Below are 17,031 nucleotides of genomic sequence, written 5' to 3' on the forward strand. Positions count from 1 at the left end.
TTTCTCGGACGAATGGCACCTCGTTTCTATGATGATCGTGTCATTACCCGCAGCTGCAGTTGAGTACAGGCTTGCGAGCGGCTTGCGTCTCATCGAGACGCCGTACGGCCGTATCATACGGTGCATTCAGCAGCAGCTCTGGATTCGTCGCTGCTTCTTCCGCAATTCGAATCATCGTATCGATGAACCCATCCAGTGTTTCTTTGCTCTCTGTCTCCGTCGGTTCGATCATGATGCATTCTTCCACATTCAGCGGGAAGTAGATCGTCGGTGGATGATAGCCGAAGTCGAGCAGGCGTTTGGCAATATCGAGTGTTCGCACGCCATATTCCTTGAAGCTCTTGCCGGACATGACGAATTCATGTTTGCATACACCTGGGTAAGGAATTTCGTAATAAGGTGCTAGGCGATGCATCATATAGTTTGCGTTCAAGACAGCATTCTCCGAGACTTGGCGTAATCCTTCCGGCCCATAGGTACGAATATACGTGTAGGCCCGTACAAGAATGCCGAAGTTGCCGTAATAGGCTTTGACACGACCGATTGATTGCGGGATGTTGTCATCCAAATAATAACTGCCATCCTCGCGCTGACCGACAATCGGCTTCGGGAGGAATGGCGCAAGAATGCCCTTGACTCCGACAGGTCCAGCCCCTGGTCCGCCGCCGCCATGCGGTGTGCTCATCGTCTTATGCAGATTTAAGTGCACGACATCGAACCCCATATCGCCAGGACGCGTAATGCCCATGATAGCATTCGAGTTGGCACCGTCATAATAGAGAAGACCGCCTGCTTCATGAACGATATGAGCGATCTCGACGATTTGCTCCTCGAAGAGTCCTAGCGTATTCGGATTCGTCAACATCAGCGCTGCCGTATCTTGACCCACGACAGAACGCAAGGCATCCAGATCGACATGGCCGCGAGCATTCGATGGGATCGTAATGGTATCGAAGCCGGCGACGGTAGCACTGGCAGGGTTCGTGCCGTGTGACGTATCCGGAACGATTACCTTCGTGCGAACCTCACCTCGAGACTCGTGATACGCTCGAATCATCATGAGTCCCGTCCACTCGCCGTGCGCACCCGCAGCAGGTTGAAGCGTAACCTGATCCATGCCAGTAAGCGCAGCGATATCTTGCTGTAAGGTATACATCATACCAAGCGCTCCCTGGATGCTCGATTCCGGCTGGTATGGATGGATCTTCGCGAACCCAGCGAACCGCGCCACATCTTCATTAATCTTCGGATTGTATTTCATCGTACAGGATCCAAGCGGGTAGAAGCCATTATCAATCCCGAAGTTTCGACGCGACAGGGCGGTGTAATGCCTTATGACATCAACTTCGTAGACTTCTGGGAGTGCCGCTGGTTCCGTACGAAGGTAGGATTCAGGGATCCATTCGGATAAGCTGACTTCCGGAACATCGCATTCAGGTAATGCATAGGCGACACGTCCTGGTTGACTTAGTTCGAAGATTAAAGCTTGATTCTGACTCATAGACATGCCTCCAGACGTGTTACGAATTGATCAATCTCGTCTTTGGTTCTCCGTTCGGTGACGGCAATTAATAAATGCCCCTGTAATTCAGGATAGGCATGGCCTAGATCATATCCGCTTAGATATCCTGATGCGAGCAGTTGCTCATTGATCTGAGCCGGATTCGCCCCGTCCGGCAAGCGGACAACGAATTCATTGAAAAACGGGGAGGTATACGCCACAGCGAGACGTTCAGATTGTCGAATCATATTTGCAGCATAATGTGATTTCTGGATGTTCAAGCGTGCCACATCTTGAATGCCTTGCTTGCCCATCGTGGATAGGTACACTGACGCGCATAGCGCAAGCAGTGCCTGGTTCGAGCAAATGTTGGAGGTCGCTTTTTCTCTGCGAATATGCTGCTCTCTCGCTTGCAGCGTTAAGACGAAGCCGCGCTTGCCATCACGGTCTAATGTCTGCCCAACGATTCGTCCCGGCATCTTGCGCATCAGGGATTCCGTTACAGCGAAGTAACCGCAAGTGGGCCCGCCTAATGACGCCGCAATCCCGAATGGCTGTGCATCTCCAATGACGACATCCGCGCCAAGCTTGCCGGGACTCTCCAGTATGCCGAGCGATAACGGATTCGCGCTAACAACCAGTAATCCTTTGTGCGCATGAATCATCTCGCCAATAGCCTTAATATCCTCGATACAGCCAAAGAAGTTAGGGGATTGAATGAGGACAGCGGCGGTATCCGCACTCATTTGCGATTTGAGCTGTTCAAGATCGGTAACACCATTCTGAAAATCGATTTCTACGATCTCGAGATTAAGACCGCGCGCAGATGTCTGCAGGATTTGACGTGCTTCAGGATGCACCGTACGCGAGACGATGAGCTGCTTCCGTCTCGTTGCGCCAGCAGCTAGCGAACCAGCTTCTGCAAGAGCGGTTGCCCCGTCATACATACTAGCATTGGCGACTGCCATACCTGTTAGTTCACAGATATAGGATTGAAATTCGAAGATCGCTTGCAGTTCACCCTGACTGATCTCAGGTTGATAGGGTGTATAGGCGGTATAGAATTCAGAGCGGGAAATGACATGATTTATGACAACGGGGACGTGATGATCATAGATCCCTGCCCCTAAGAAGCTTGTATATCGATCAAAATCAGCATTCTGATCGGACAATTGTTTCATATGGCGAAGGAGAGATATTTCATCCAGTGCTTCTGAGATGGGGAGTGTGCCTTGATAGCGCACTTCTGCAGGGATGTCTTGGAATAACTGATCCATGGAATCCATCCCGATTACTTTGAGCATTTCGGCTTGATCTTGTGGCGTCATAGGCAGATAGCGATGTTTCATTTTGATTTCATGCCTCCCGTTGAACGTGTTGGATTTCGATAGAATGGAGCGGGTACAATTTTGGCGCGAAGTATTTTGCCGCGTATTTCCACTTCGACTTCGGTATCCACAGCCGCATATTTTGTATCTATCAATGCAAGTCCAAGATTACGTTTGAGCGTAGGGGATTGTGTCCCCGTCGTTACTTCGCCGATTCGGACGCCATCTGCATAGACGGGATAATGGGATCTTGGGATACCGCGATCGATCAGCTCAATGCCAACAAGTCTGCGAGGGACGCCTGTCTGCTTCTGATATGCGAGTGCTTCCTGTCCAATAAAATCTCCTTTGTCAAGCTTCACGAACATCCCTAGACCAGCTTCGAGAGGGGTAATATTAGCTGTTAATTCTTGGCCGTAGAGCGGCAATTTGGCTTCGAATCGAAGTGTATCCCGCGCGCCAAGACCTGCAGGCACTAGCCCCAACCCTTCACCAAGTTCTAGCAGCTCTGTCCATACAGCCGGAGCATCCGACGCACGTAAATATAATTCGAACCCATCTTCACCGGTATATCCTGTACGTGAGATTAGCGTCTGTACGCCGCAGACAGACGTATCGTGGATGAATTCGAATCCGGCTATTTCCGCAAGTGGTGCATCTGTTGCTTGCTGCAAGATTTTTTCAGCCAAAGGACCTTGGATCGCGAGGAGAGCCGTCTGATCGGATACATTCTCCATTTGCACATGACTTGGCTGATGTAATGTGAGCCAATCCCAATCTTTATCGATATTCGAGGCATTCACGACGAGCATGTAATGCTCAGCCGAGATGCGATATACCAACAGATCATCGACGACGCCGCCATTTGAATAACACATGCAGGTATATTGTGCTTGACCATCATGGAGCTTGGTGACATCGTTTGTCGTCATACGCCCGAGGAAGGCTTCTGCACCTTCGCCCGTGACGATGAACTCACCCATATGCGAGACATCGAACAAACCAGCTTGTTGTCGTACGGCTTCGTGTTCTTTCTGAATGCCAAGAAATTGGACGGGCAGTTCCCATCCGCCGAAATCAATACAACGGACACCGGCATGGCTTGCGTAGAGTGGATAAAGTGGCGTTCTGCGAAGCTGAGTCATGCATTCACCTCATCTGATTGGATTGTGTAGCGTTCACATGATAACAACAAAAAAAGACAGGCAAAAGAAACGTTAGATGCCCGGTAGGCATCCCATTTCCTTCGCTCTGTCCTTTGTACCTGAGAGTTACCTTATGGACCGATTGTCCGATAAGTTTCCCCTTGGGTGATTCGATTAGCATGACGCTTCGAATGCTCTCCAGAGGTGCGTCCGGTAAAGGTCCTTTTGCCTGAGAGATTCACCTGTGCAGGCTTACTCCTTCGGCGTTACCTAGGTTCGGTAATCTCTCCCGTTACCCTCATCCGCGATTAATTATTCCATTACTCCATTAATACTCGACCGTTCACTACATTGTCAATCAATTTTTTTGGTAATGAAAATAATTTAATACCGGATATTGACAGCCTTGTGATCGTTGTTCTACGCTAATAGGGAATTAGACCTCAGGAGCTAAGACAAGCGAAAGACATGCAATCCGTTACAGCGACATTTTCAGAAAAGAGGCGTTCACATGAGTGAAGTAAAACCAAACTTGCGTTATAGTGAAGAGCATGAATGGGCTGAAGTGATCTCGGAGAATACAATCCGAATTGGCATATCGGATCATGCGCAGCATCAGCTTGGGGATATTGTATTCATTGAATTTCCCGAAGTCGGTTATGAAGTGACAGCCGGTGACAGTATGGGGTCGATCGAATCGGTCAAGACGGTCTCGGAATTGTACAGCCCTGTTACTGGGAAAGTCATTCGCGTCAACACGCAGCTCGAGACGGAGCCTGAACTCGTGAATAATGAGCCTTATGCAGGCGGCTGGCTTGTTGAGGTGGAGGTCGACGGAACGGCGGACGATGCGGTACAACTTCTGTTAACCGCAGATGCTTACAGTGAATTAACCAAAGATTAATTGGTAATCCATAACGTTGTGATGCGAAGAGTTGATTCGCGGTGATTGAGCGGCGGACAGCTCTTTTTGTCATGTCTGCAGCCGATTGAACAGCAGGTTCAGCTGACGGATTTGTATACCTTATACAGAAAAAGACGACACTGACTACGAGTGATACGAAGATTCAAGGGTTTAGGTTGGTGTGTTTCGTTATGCCTTGCTCCCATGTACGGGTCAAGATGTGACTTATCTGTGTCGACGATTGGCGCATATGCCATAGGATGATGGTGCTCATCTTCATTGACACTTCAACACGAACATGATAATTTTAGATTATCTAATTGTTGAAAATCAAAAATAATTTTGATGAGAGTGTTTGGGGAGGAACTATGGAGTCATATCTAGAACGATTTCAGAGAGCAATGGATCTCGTACACAAGAAAGTCAATAGCGAAGTGATTGAGAAGCTGCCTGCGGGAATAACACCGCCTCAAATCATGATGCTGTTTCGTTTGTACAAACTAGGATTGTGCAAACTATCACAGCTTGCGGAATGCTTGGAAGTGAAGCCAAGCTCCATCACGGTGATGATCGATCGATTGGAGAAAAGCGGCTATGTCGCTCGTCAATCGGATCCGAATGACCGGCGCATTGTGCTCGTCCAGTTGACTGACAAAGGACATGAAGTCCTCAAAGAGACTGGAAAACTGCGTGATCAAGCGCTTGAACCGTTAGTAGCGGACCTCACCAAGACAGAATTGGTTGCGCTCGTCGAGACATTTGAGAAAATCACCTCAAAGTTCACAGAACAGGACAAAGCGTAGCGCATCATGGATATCAAATGGAATAGAAGGGCGGGCCAGACAATTTGAGTATATGGAGCTCCGTTTATTCATTCCTTTCAATATTGAATATGGTCTTAGCGATTGCGGTCATTTTCATTGAGAGGCGTAATGTAGGAAATACGTGGGCTTGGCTGATGGTCCTGTTATTTCTCCCGGGGATCGGATTTATTCTATATCTCCTGTTCGGTCAGAACATTAGCAAACGCAAAATATATAAGATTCCCAAAGAGCAACATGAAAATATGAATCAGATGGTTCGGGCTCAGCAGCAATTTTTCAGGGAAGGTCAGATTCATTTCCAAGATGGGGCCAATACGGATTACCAGGACATGATCTATATGAACCTATCGACGGCTAAATCGATATTAACCCAGGATAATGACATCACGATCTATACGGATGGTCATGAGAAATTCGATGCGCTCATCGAATCGATCTTACAGGCGAAGCATCACGTTCATCTTATGTATTACATCGTACGGGATGATCATCTCGGCCGTCGTCTGATTGACGCGCTAACGCTCAAAGCACGCGAGAATGTAAATGTTCGATTTTTATATGATGATATTGGTAGCGCGGGATTATCTCGGCAGTTCTTCAAGCCGCTGATTGATGCTGGTGGACAAGTCGCGGCCTTCTTCCCGTCGAGGATCCCTTATGTGAATTTTCGCTTGAACTATCGGAATCATCGGAAGCTTGCGATCATCGATGGCACGGTCGGATTCATTGGCGGATTTAATGTAGGGGATGAATATCTCGGACTCGATAAGCGTTACGGTTATTGGCGAGATACCCACTTGAAGATGAATGGCAGCAGTGTGTTCCAGATGCAAGCACAGTTCATTCTAGACTGGGATTTGGCCTCAACGCAGCAATTGAGGGAGATGGAACAATATTTCGTGCCTGTAGAACGGACGGGCCGCGATGCCGTTCAGATTGTATCCAGTGGGCCGAACAGTACCCAAGAGCAGATTAAGAACGCGTGCATTAAGCTTATTAATTCTGCGAAAGAAACGTTATATTTGCAATCGCCATATTTTGTTCCGGATGAGACGATGCAGAATGCACTTCGGATGGCCGTCTTGTCTGGCGTCGATGTGCGTATCATGATTCCAGCGGTGCCAGATCATAAAATCGTCCATCTTGCAACCTATTCCTATCTGGGAGAGCTCCTCCGAATTGGAGCGAAATGTTATCTCTATCAGAAAGGTTTCTTGCATGCCAAGACGATGGTCGCCGATGGCAAAGTCGCTACGGTTGGTACGGCGAATATGGATATTCGGAGTTTTAAGCTCAACTTCGAGGTCAACGCGTTTTTGTATGGGGGAGAGACGCCTTCCAAGCTGCACGCCATTTTCGAAGAGGATATGAAGGATGCCGTTCGCTTAACGCGTGAGATGTACGAAGCGCGGCCGCGTATGCATAAGATTGGAGAATCGCTGACGCGATTAATCTCCCCAATCCTATAGTGCATCTACGTTTCATTAATCGAATCGAATATCAGATCATAAGAAACGTGTATCGGCCTATATGAGGCTGGTAGACGTTTCTTTTCATTTCATCAAAACAGGAGATATTAAGCCAAGCTCAACAAGACCGTGATAAATACCGTCATCTTCACATGAAGCGGTGATCATATCTGCAACGGCTTTTGTCTCTGGAAGCGCATTGCCCATCGCAACGCCCGTTCCGACGAGGGAGAGCATCTCCAGATCGTTGTTGTTGTCACCGAAGGCATAGCTGTCACTGAGGCTGAAACGGCCGTGTTCTAACATTTTGGAAATGCCGATCGCTTTGGAGCAGCCTTTGGGAAGAATATCTAATGCATACGTGTGCCAAGGTAAAAATGTAAAGTGTGGAAAGCGGTCGATATAATGGCTGAGCTTCTCTTCCTCGCAAAATACGATGGCTTGATAAATCGGCGCACGAAGATGGAAGGTCGGATCAACGGCAGGATACGTGATCTTCGTATCTCCGAAGGATTCTCGGATATAGGGATGATTCGCCTCACTCGATTTGAAATCGTCATGACTGACATAAGCATAGGGACTGTTATTGCGCTGCATTTCGGATTGAAGCTGGATCAGCTCTTCTTGTGGTATCGGGTTATCATAAATAACTTGTCCTTCGAAAACGACATATTGCCCGTTCATCGCGACATAAGAGTCAATGCCCAGCGTTTGCCGAATATCTTCGAACAATATTGGCGTTCTGCCTGTCGCAATCGCTGTATATACGCCTTGCTGCTGTAATTCACGGATGGCGATGCGGGTTGATGCTAGAATTTCTTTTTGCTCATTCAACAATGTACCGTCAATATCGAAGAATACGATAGGTCTTCCCATGATGGCATTCCTCCTCTATGATGATAAAAGAATTGTGCGGCCATGACGCCCGATGAAGGTAACGCTGGCCGCATGTGATGACTGCTCTTGGTGTTACAAATTCATGATAATTTATGAAAAGCTTTTCAGGTCAATAGCCATTTTTCAGAAAAGGTGGTGAAGATATTTCATGGCGAATATTAAGGAAATTGCGAAGCTAGCTGGCGTATCGATCGCAACGGTATCGCGCGTGCTCAATCAGCACCCGTATGTTCGGGAAGACAAGCGTGCTGCCGTGCTCGAAGCGGTGGAGAAGCTCAATTATTCCCAAAATATGAATGCGGTCCACCTTGTCAAAGGGAAGACATCAATGATTGCGGTCGTTCTGCCGTATGTCAATCATCCGTACTTTGGGAGTATGATCGACGGGATTGCCAATGCTTCTCTTGCTTGCGATTACAAGCTGGTCTTATGCCAGACGGATTATCGGGCGGAAGAAGAGCAGAAGGTGCTGGATATGCTCCGGATGAAGCAGGTTGACGGGATTGTGTTCTGTTCCAAAACGATGTCATGGGATGAAATCGAACCTTATGCCGTGTATGGTCCTATTATCGCTTGTGAGAATGCAGGGGATCGAGCGATTTCGTCGGTATTTATCGATCATTATGGTAGCTTCAAGCTGGGGATGGATTATCTTATCGGCAAGGGCCACCGCAAGATCGGTTATTTTATCGGCCGCGGCGACAGCTACAGCAACCGAAATCGTAAACAAGCCTATTACGATGCTCTGCATGCAATTGGCGAGGAGCCTTGTTCAGACTGGCAGTTTGAACGTATTTTTGATTTTGAGCGCGGGGTTGAAGTCGTTCACAATATGTTAGCTATGGAAAATCGACCGACAGCGCTACTAGGTGGAGGGGATCATCCTGCCGCTGCGATCGTCGCCGAGGCGAGAAAGCATGGGATCCAAGTACCTGAGGATCTAGCGGTCATCGGATTGGATAATCAGCCCATTGCGGAAGTGCTCGGCATCACGACGATCGAACAATCGATGTATGATGTCGGGACTTACGCCTTTGAGATTCTATATGAGCGAATGAATGATAAGACGTTACCGCCAGCGCGAAAAGAGTTACCCTATCGGCTGATTGAGCGTACGACGGTCTGAGGAGGAGTGGGAGCATGGATTTCATCGAAGTAGTGGCATACAAGCAGGAATGGCATGATCAATTCCTTGTGCTTGCTGGAGAGCTGCGGCGAGCGCTCGGCGAGACCGCTATGCGTATCGACCACATCGGTTCGACATCGGTAGCAGGGTTGGCCGCTAAGCCAATAATCGATATTCAAATCTCTGTTCGTTGTTTGCAGACAATGGAACAATATCAGATCGCATTGGAAAATGCAGGCTACCGCTACCATTCAGATAATGATGACCTGAGCAAACGGTATTTTCGTGAAGGCCCAGAAAACCCGAGAATACATATCCATGTGCGTGAAGCAGGCAGTTGGTCCGAGCAATTGAATTTATTATTTCGTGATTACCTTAGGGAACAGCCTGAAGCATGCAAAAAGTACGAAGAAGTCAAATATGGCCTCGCTGAGCGATATCGGAATGATCGAGAGGCTTATGTTCGTGGGAAGGAAGAGGTTGTATGGGCGATCCTTCGACAAGCCCATGGTTGGAGTATGCATGAGGGCTGGAAACCTGGAGTATCGGATGCATAGAATCCATGTCAATAAGAAATATAGTGGGGTGAGGGAATGGAAAAGTTAGATGAGGCGATTGGGCTTCGCGAGCGTGGTGAACATGAGGCGGCGAGAGACATTCTGCTCCAATTGGTGGTGGACATGCCGATGTCTCCGGAGGTGTGGTATCAATGCGCCTGGATTCATGATGTGATGGGCCTGGAACGTGAAGCAGCACCTTATTATGTACGAGCACTAGAACTCGGAATTATGGGGGAAGATCGGCAAGGCGCATTCCTTGGTCTCGGCAGCACGTATCGGACGCTTGGGATGTACGAAGAATCCAAGGCGGTTTTGGAACGGGCAATGGCTGAGTTTCCGGCGCAGCGAGAGTATCCAGTGTTCTATGCCATGACGCTCTACAATTTGCAAGAGCACAGTCAAGCGATGCAAATCCTGTTGGAACAATTAGCTGAGACAAGCGCCGATCAAGGTGTTCAAACGTATCGCAAAGCCATTGCCTTCTATGCCGATAAATTGGATCAACGGTGGGACTGACGATGGAACGGATCGAAGTGAGCCATTGCTATTGTCAATATATTGCAGTAGAATAGGTTCCAAAATGATATGTACCTTCATAGGAAAAGTGGTGAAAGTGATGAACCTAACCCTTCGACAAGCACGCCTTGCGGATGCTCCCATGTTGGCTATACTCAATCAAGAACTTATTCGAGCTGAGCAGAGTGTTAATCCCATGAATCTAGCGCAACTAACCGAACGGATGGTTCGTTTCTTGCAGGAGCAGTGGGAAGCCCAGATTCTCTTATCTCAAGGAGAGATTGTGGGCTATGCCTTGTATCAATACCGATCAAATGAGGTTAACCCGGGAAAACTGCAAGTCTATGTACGACAATATATGATCCGGGATGCCTATCGTAGGCGCGGGTATGGAAGAGCTGGAATCAGACTGCTTCAGTCGAATGTATTTCCGGAGTCGACAGAACTGATCATTGATGTTCTTGAGAGCAATCCCGAAGGACGACAATTCTGGGCGAGTATGGGATTCGCAGCTTACTGCACAACAATGAAATTGTAATTGCAAGAGAGTGGAAGGATTAAGATTTCTGATGCTACCATCGATCGAACAGCTAGATTCCGAAGTCGGGCCATAAGGCTCGGCTTTTTTTATATCCTACAGCAAGAACGTGTGTTCTGATATAATAAAAAATGTCCTTCGAGAAGAAGAATAGCATCTTAATTCACATCAACGTGATAAAAAAATACGTGTTCGCACACGATACTAAGCCGTCCTCGCACCATGCCATACGTATGCGGGATCTATCTACTCTTATACGAACCCAACCTCACATACGCACTTAATTCCTACGAGAACCGTACGCATCCAGAATTTTAAAGAAAAATGAATCGCCATATAAGTTGTTGGGCCCAAAAATACCCAAAAATAGTCGTTGACACCTGCCCAAATGCCCCTTATATTATTTGTACATCACCCAAATTTGGATAGAGTCGTAGTCCATAGAGATGCAAGAGGAGTAAGGGAGGTGGAGCATGCCGTCTTTGAAGGATATTGCCCAAATGGTTGGGGTATCGATTTCTACGGTGTCCCGCGTAATCAATAACGATACAAGCAAACATATCAGTGCAGATACGAAAAACAGAGTATGGGAAGCAGCCAAGGCACTGAACTATCAACCGAATGAAACGCCAAGGCGCTTAGTGCAGAAGAAATTGAGTCAAGTCGAGCCGGACGCGCAACCGCGGCGGATCGGGTGTATTCTCTCGTTACCGAACAATAAGTATAACCATCCGTATTTCTCGCCGATTCTAGCGGGCATTGAGGATAAACTGAAGAGCTTGGGCTGCGTACTGCATTTCATCCGGACGGAAGATGAGATTCGTGAAGATCTAGCCCATCATCAATTTGAAGGTGAGGGCAAGCCAGATGGATTGATTTTTGTCGAAGGAGTGGAGAAGTCGCTCTATCAGCAACTGCGTGAAGTGGTTCCCTACTGTGTGGGAATCGATATCTCTGATCCGACCGTTCCCGTCATCGCATATGATCGCGTAATCGCAGCGAAGGCTGCAACGCAGCATCTTATCGAGCAAGGTCATGAGCGTATTGGATTTATCGGAGGCGTAGGACTTACAGGCGATATGACGAGGGAGAAAAGATTCCGAGGATATCGTGAAGCGCTAGAACGTGCGGCACTTACAGTGAACCCGGCATGGATCATGAATTCAGAGTGGGACGTTGACCGCAGTTACGAATGTATGAAGCGTTTGTTGCATGAGCATCCCAATGATCTTCCTACGGCGATGTTTTGCGCGAGTGATATGATGGCCATCTCAGCGATGAGAGCGGTTACAGAAGCAGGCTTGCGAATTCCGGAAGACATAGCTTTTATCGGTCTTGATAATATCGATTTTGCCAAATATACATCTCCTGCCCTCTCATCCGTACATATTCCGAAATACGAGATGGGGCTCGCAGCAGCGAAATCGCTCCTTGATTGGATGGATGGAGCATATACGATACCATACCGAATGGTATTGCCCTTTGAACTGATGATAAGAGAATCCTCTATTCATAGCCAAATTCTTATCGAAAGGTAGTGTACACGTATGAACAAAGTAACAGCAATTCTATTAGGAGCAGGGGATCGAGGCGCTAGAGCTTATGGGCCCTATGCGATTAATTACCCGCATGAGCTGCAGATTATCGCTGTAGCCGAGCCGAACGAGGAACGTAGAGTGAACTTCATGCAAGACCACGGCATTCCGGAGTCAATGGCTTTTACCGATTGGAAGGATGTCCTCAATAAGCCGAAAATGGCGGATGTCATGATTATCTGTACAATGGATCGAATGCATTATGAACCGACGTTAAAAGCGCTCGACCTCGGCTACCATGTGCTGCTCGAGAAACCGATGTCACCAGAACCACGTGAATGCATTGAGATGGAGCTTGCAGCGAAGCGCAACAATCGATTACTTATTATTGGTCACGTACTTCGTTATACAAGTTACTGGTCATCGATCAAACGTGTATTAGATGAAGGTCGAATTGGTCAGATTGCTTCGATTCAATTAAATGAGAACGTAGAGCATATGCATATGTCCCACAGCTTTGTACGCGGTAATTGGAGTAACTCGGACGTATCGAGTCCGATGATTCTTCAGAAATCTTGTCATGATATGGATGTGCTATCTTGGCTCATGAATCAGCCGTGCATGCGAATCAGCTCGTATGGTTCACTCATGCATTTTAATGAACAGAACGCTCCAGCCGGTGCGCCGCTTCGTTGTCTAGACGGATGTCCTGCCGAATCCACTTGTCCATATCATGCAGCACGTTATTATCTAGGTGAAGGCAAAGGATGGGCGCGTAAATTTACGTTAGATACAAGCCGCGAAGGCATTTTGGAAGCGCTTCAAACAAACGATTACGGACGTTGTGTGTACCACTCTGACAATAACGTTGTCGATCATCAAGTGGCATCGATGGAATTCGCAGACGGTGCGACAGCAACGTTCAGCATGTGCGGATTCACACATAATCAGACACGTACCGTACAGATCATGGGAACCAAAGGCGAAATCCGCGGCGATATGGAGAACAACTCGTTTACAATTTATGACTTCTTAACGAAAGAACAACAGACGATCAAAGTGAATCCAGGTACATTCGGACATGGCGGCGGCGATGAAGGCATCGTAAGAACCTTCTTGAAGGAAGTGCGCGAATATGACGGCGGTGAAGGATTGACTTCAGCATCGGCATCGGTACGCAGTCACTTGATGGCATTCGCTGCGGAAGAATCCAGATTAAATAAAGGCAAGGCGATTGAGATTGACGCCTATTATAGAAGCTTCATTCCGGAAGGCGCAGTTTAATCACAGCAGGCGGGTGTACATTCTATAGGGGAGGTGGTATTCGATTCGCAGCAAGACTAGATGTTGTATGTAACCATAGCAAAATGAACCATGAACGTGTTCGTCAATCGATTCACCCGAAGTAATAAGACACACAAATCATATGAAATGATTATGGGGGGACTTACGGATGAAACGGATTTTTATGCTTACATTGCTTGCACTAATGGTTATGGTCGCTGGTTGTTCAGGCGGCGGCACTTCATCGGATGATGGAGGGAAGACATCAACATCGACGGAAGGTCAAGGCCAGACGGATTCGAATACGACTGATTCGAAAGAGACGGTCACGATCACCTATGCGGGATGGGGTACAAGTGGCTATAAAGATGCCTATGCAATGATCGTCAAAGCTTTCGAAGAGAAACACCCGAATATTAAAATTAAGATCGAAGACACACCGAACAAACAATATTGGCAAAAGCTAGAAACCGCTGCGAACGGCGATAATCTGCCGGATGTGTTCTGGATGAACGGTCCAAGATTTATGCAGTATGCTGCGAATGATATGCTCATGCCGCTCGGTACTCTCATTAAGCAAGACAACTATGATATGAACAACTACCCGAAATCGCTCGTCGATTTGTACACGTATGATGGTCAGTCTTATGGTATCCCGAAGGACTTCGATACGATTGGCGTATGGTACAACAAAGCTCTGTTCGATGAGAAGAAGGTGGAATATCCGAACGCATCTTGGGATTGGAATAAAATGATTGATGCGGCGCAGAAACTAACGGACCCTGCGAAGGGGCAGTGGGGGATCGCGGCGAACTTCGATTCGCAAGGCGGATATTACAATACGATCTACCAAGCCGGAGGCTACATGATTTCTGACGATAAGAAATCTTCAGGCTATGATAAACCTGAAGCGATCGAAGGGATCAAATTCTGGACAGATCTGATTCATAAGTACAAAGCTTCGCCGACGATGGCCCAAATGACGGATACGGAAGCCCTTAATATGTTCACATCCGGCAAAGTCGCAATGTTATGGGAAGGTTCTTGGAACGCGGTTGACTTCGCAAATAATGACTATCTGAAGGATAAAATCGGTGTTGCCGCATTACCGAAAGGCAAGCAGCAATCCGTTGTTATTCATGGTCTCGGTCACGTCATGTCGAAGAATACCAAACATCCCAAAGAAGCATGGGAATTCTTGAAGTTCTTAGGCTCGAAGGAAGTCGCAGATATTCACACGAAGACAGGCGTAGCGATCCCGGCATTTAATGGGACACAGGATGCATGGGTGAAATCCCAACCGAACCTGGATCTTCAAATTTTCATTGATCAATTAGCATACTCCAAGCCTTATCCAGTATCCAAATATACGGCGAAATGGTCAGGACTTGAATCGGATATTCTGAAGAAAGCTTGGTCTGGCGAGCTTAGTCCAGAAGAAGCTGGCAAGCAAATGGCTGCGAAGATGAATGAAGCGCTAGCTGCTGAATAATACCTGTCACACGAGTATAGGCCTTGTCACTGCGAGCAGTAACAGGGCCTTCTTCATAATCCAGATGAGGAGGCGGCTTAAGTGCAGATCGAAGCAGATGTTCGCGCACGTCAGATGATGAAGCGAAGATTAAGTCCAATGAAAACCCAAGAATGGCTATGGGGATATATTTTCGTTGCACCATTGATACTTGGCATTGCCGTATTTTATATGTGGCCAGTGATTCAGACCTTCTACTTTAGCTTCACGGAGTGGGGCGCATTCAACAAATATTCGTGGAGTGGGCTGAAGAATTATGAAAGGCTCTTACAGGATAAGGTGTTGTGGGGAGCATTCCGAAATACGCTTGTGTTCGTGGTATGGTCTGTCCCCTTAACTGTCATTTTCTCGATCATTGTCGCGGCACTATTGAACCAGAAAGTAAGGGGACTCACAATCTATCGTACGCTCTATTTCTTGCCGGTCGTGACAATGCCAGCGGCGGTGTCGATCGTGTGGAAATGGTTGTATAACGGGGATTATGGATTCATTAACTATATTCTGAGCTTCTTCCATATTCAAGGTCCGACTTGGTTGTCCGATCCGAAATTTGCGCTCTACGCGGTCATTGTGGTGGCGGTATGGATGGCGATCGGGAACAATATGATCATTCTACTGTCGGGATTGCAGGGAATATCCTCGAGCTATTATGAAGCAGCAGAGCTCGATGGTGCAGGACCGTTCTATAAGTTCTTCAATATAACGCTGCCACTGCTCACACCTACGATTTTCTTCGTCATGGTTATGCAGCTCATCAGTGCCTTCCAAATGTTCGATCTGATCTTCATGATGATCGGCGACAAGAGCATTGCAATCGAATCTGCGCAGACCGTGGTGTTTATCTTCTACAAATACGCATTCTTAGACAATGCGAAAGGATATGCATCAACGATCGCAATCGTGCTGCTCGTCGTCATACTGATCATTACTGCCATTCAAATGCGTTTGCAGAAGAAATGGGTTCATTATGAATAGGAGGGTGTTCTAAGCATGAGAGCTACAGGTGTACGAACGAAAAATCGGACGAAGTTGATTATTCACGCCTTACTCATTGTTGGCGCCGTTCTCATGATGATCCCCTTCGTGTGGATGCTGCTGACATCATTCAAATCGTTAACAGAATCAACCCATGTCCCACCAGTTATCATCCCGAAATCCTTCAATTTCGACAACTACAGCAAAGCGATGGTCTCGCTTCCGTTCAAGACATTCTACTTCAATACGGTCATTACAACGGTTGCGAAGACGATTGGACAGCTCTTCTTCTGTTCGCTCGCAGCCTATGCATTCGCCCGATTATCTTTCCCAGGGCGCAACATCTTGTTCATCCTTTGTTTATCGGTGCTTATGGTTCCGGGTCAGGTGTTCATTATTCCGCAGTATATGATTATGAAACAGCTTGGTTGGATTGATTCGTTGCAGGCGTTGATTGTACCAGGATTATTCAGCGTGTTCGGCACGTTCCTGCTCCGTCAATTCTTCATGACGATTCCGAGAGAGCTGGAGGAGGCTGCCAAGCTCGACGGTTGCCATTATATCGGCATCTACTGGCGCGTGATTATCCCGCTAGCGAAGCCAGGGCTCGTAGCGCTGGCGATCTTCACCATATTATGGTCTTGGAATGATCTCTTGTGGCCGATTATCGTAAATACTTCGATGGATAAAATGCCGCTCTCTGCGGGTCTTGCTTATTTGCAAGGGGAGCATTTCACGAACTTCCCTGTCCTGATGGCGGGTTCCATTCTAGCGGTATGGCCGATGATTCTGATGTTCTTATTCTTCCAACGGTATTTCATTGAAGGGATTGCCTTGACGGGTACGAAGCAATAAGTGGTTTGAAATGATTTGGATGAGTTTGCTTGTGAGCGACCTG

At 47.4% G+C, this 17,031-nt stretch carries 16 protein-coding genes and 2 riboswitches; of the genes, 12 read left to right on the forward strand and 4 right to left on the reverse strand.

Features of this window, described 5'->3' with window-relative positions:
• Positions 1 to 43: 43 nt before the first annotated feature.
• The 3 genes from gcvPB to gcvT are packed head-to-tail and all read right to left on the reverse strand — an operon-like array spanning position 44 to position 3,974.
• Positions 44 to 1,501, reverse strand: a complete 1,458-nt coding sequence (gene gcvPB / locus GCU39_RS05840) for an aminomethyl-transferring glycine dehydrogenase subunit GcvPB (protein ID WP_152392650.1) — start codon at positions 1,499 to 1,501, stop codon at positions 44 to 46.
• Complete coding sequence (gcvPA, locus tag GCU39_RS05845; RefSeq protein WP_152392651.1) at positions 1,498 to 2,850, reverse strand: aminomethyl-transferring glycine dehydrogenase subunit GcvPA; 1,353 nt, start codon at positions 2,848 to 2,850, stop codon at positions 1,498 to 1,500. Before gcvPA ends, gcvPB begins: the two co-directional genes overlap by 4 nt.
• Positions 2,847 to 3,974 (reverse strand): glycine cleavage system aminomethyltransferase GcvT, encoded by a 1,128-nt coding sequence (gcvT, locus tag GCU39_RS05850; protein WP_152392652.1) that lies wholly within the window; start codon positions 3,972 to 3,974, stop codon positions 2,847 to 2,849. Before gcvT ends, gcvPA begins: the two co-directional genes overlap by 4 nt.
• 104 nt (positions 3,975 to 4,078) lie before the next feature.
• Positions 4,079 to 4,178, reverse strand: a riboswitch (glycine riboswitch).
• 3 nt (positions 4,179 to 4,181) lie between these two features.
• A riboswitch (glycine riboswitch) is annotated at positions 4,182 to 4,276 on the reverse strand.
• A gap of 209 nt (positions 4,277 to 4,485) precedes the next feature.
• Between gcvT and gcvH the strand changes: the two genes are divergently transcribed.
• The 3 genes from gcvH (at position 4,486) to cls (ending at position 7,171) form a co-directional block, all read left to right on the forward strand.
• Positions 4,486 to 4,878 (forward strand): glycine cleavage system protein GcvH, encoded by a 393-nt coding sequence (gene gcvH, locus GCU39_RS05855; protein WP_152392653.1) that lies wholly within the window; start codon positions 4,486 to 4,488, stop codon positions 4,876 to 4,878.
• 368 nt (positions 4,879 to 5,246) lie between these two features.
• Entirely contained in the window at positions 5,247 to 5,681 is a 435-nt protein-coding gene (locus GCU39_RS05860; protein WP_152392654.1) for a MarR family winged helix-turn-helix transcriptional regulator, read from the forward strand.
• 89 nt (positions 5,682 to 5,770) lie between these two features.
• A complete protein-coding gene (cls, locus tag GCU39_RS05865; RefSeq protein WP_265333531.1) occupies positions 5,771 to 7,171 on the forward strand; it encodes a cardiolipin synthase in 1,401 nt (466 codons plus the stop codon).
• Positions 7,172 to 7,255: 84 nt separating this feature from the next.
• Here cls and GCU39_RS05870 read toward each other — a convergent pair whose 3' ends face one another.
• Complete coding sequence (locus GCU39_RS05870) at positions 7,256 to 8,047, reverse strand: Cof-type HAD-IIB family hydrolase (protein WP_152392656.1); 792 nt, start codon at positions 8,045 to 8,047, stop codon at positions 7,256 to 7,258.
• A 169-nt stretch (positions 8,048 to 8,216) separates the two neighbouring features.
• Here GCU39_RS05870 and GCU39_RS05875 point away from each other — a divergent pair, with 169 nt between their 5' ends.
• The 9 genes from GCU39_RS05875 to GCU39_RS05915 all read left to right on the forward strand — a co-directional run bounded on the left by GCU39_RS05875 (position 8,217) and on the right by GCU39_RS05915 (position 16,988).
• Positions 8,217 to 9,194 (forward strand): LacI family DNA-binding transcriptional regulator, encoded by a 978-nt coding sequence (locus tag GCU39_RS05875; protein WP_152392657.1) that lies wholly within the window; start codon positions 8,217 to 8,219, stop codon positions 9,192 to 9,194.
• A 14-nt stretch (positions 9,195 to 9,208) separates the two neighbouring features.
• Positions 9,209 to 9,751 (forward strand): GrpB family protein, encoded by a 543-nt coding sequence (locus tag GCU39_RS05880; RefSeq protein WP_152392658.1) that lies wholly within the window; start codon positions 9,209 to 9,211, stop codon positions 9,749 to 9,751.
• A gap of 36 nt (positions 9,752 to 9,787) precedes the next feature.
• Entirely contained in the window at positions 9,788 to 10,270 is a 483-nt protein-coding gene (locus GCU39_RS05885) for a tetratricopeptide repeat protein (protein WP_152392659.1), read from the forward strand.
• A 100-nt stretch (positions 10,271 to 10,370) separates the two neighbouring features.
• Positions 10,371 to 10,808, forward strand: a complete 438-nt coding sequence (locus GCU39_RS05890; protein ID WP_193726782.1) for a GNAT family N-acetyltransferase — start codon at positions 10,371 to 10,373, stop codon at positions 10,806 to 10,808.
• A 473-nt stretch (positions 10,809 to 11,281) separates the two neighbouring features.
• Positions 11,282 to 12,346, forward strand: coding sequence for a LacI family DNA-binding transcriptional regulator (locus tag GCU39_RS05895; RefSeq protein WP_152392661.1), 1,065 nt, complete (start codon positions 11,282 to 11,284; stop codon positions 12,344 to 12,346).
• Positions 12,347 to 12,355: 9 nt separating this feature from the next.
• On the forward strand, positions 12,356 to 13,627 hold the full coding sequence (locus tag GCU39_RS05900) for a Gfo/Idh/MocA family protein (protein WP_152392662.1): 1,272 nt from the start codon (positions 12,356 to 12,358) through the stop codon (positions 13,625 to 13,627).
• 169 nt (positions 13,628 to 13,796) lie between these two features.
• Entirely contained in the window at positions 13,797 to 15,119 is a 1,323-nt protein-coding gene (locus tag GCU39_RS05905; RefSeq protein WP_152392663.1) for an ABC transporter substrate-binding protein, read from the forward strand.
• Positions 15,120 to 15,233: 114 nt separating this feature from the next.
• Positions 15,234 to 16,133 carry a carbohydrate ABC transporter permease gene (locus tag GCU39_RS05910; RefSeq protein ID WP_152397104.1) on the forward strand — a complete coding sequence of 300 codons (900 nt, stop codon included), beginning with the start codon at positions 15,234 to 15,236 and terminating at the stop codon, positions 16,131 to 16,133.
• A gap of 15 nt (positions 16,134 to 16,148) precedes the next feature.
• Positions 16,149 to 16,988, forward strand: coding sequence for a carbohydrate ABC transporter permease (locus GCU39_RS05915; protein ID WP_152392664.1), 840 nt, complete (start codon positions 16,149 to 16,151; stop codon positions 16,986 to 16,988).
• Positions 16,989 to 17,031 lie beyond the last annotated feature (43 nt).

The sequence above is a fragment of the Paenibacillus guangzhouensis genome (assembly GCF_009363075.1).
In the GTDB taxonomy this organism is placed as follows: Bacteria; Bacillota; Bacilli; order Paenibacillales; family Paenibacillaceae; genus Paenibacillus_K; species Paenibacillus_K guangzhouensis.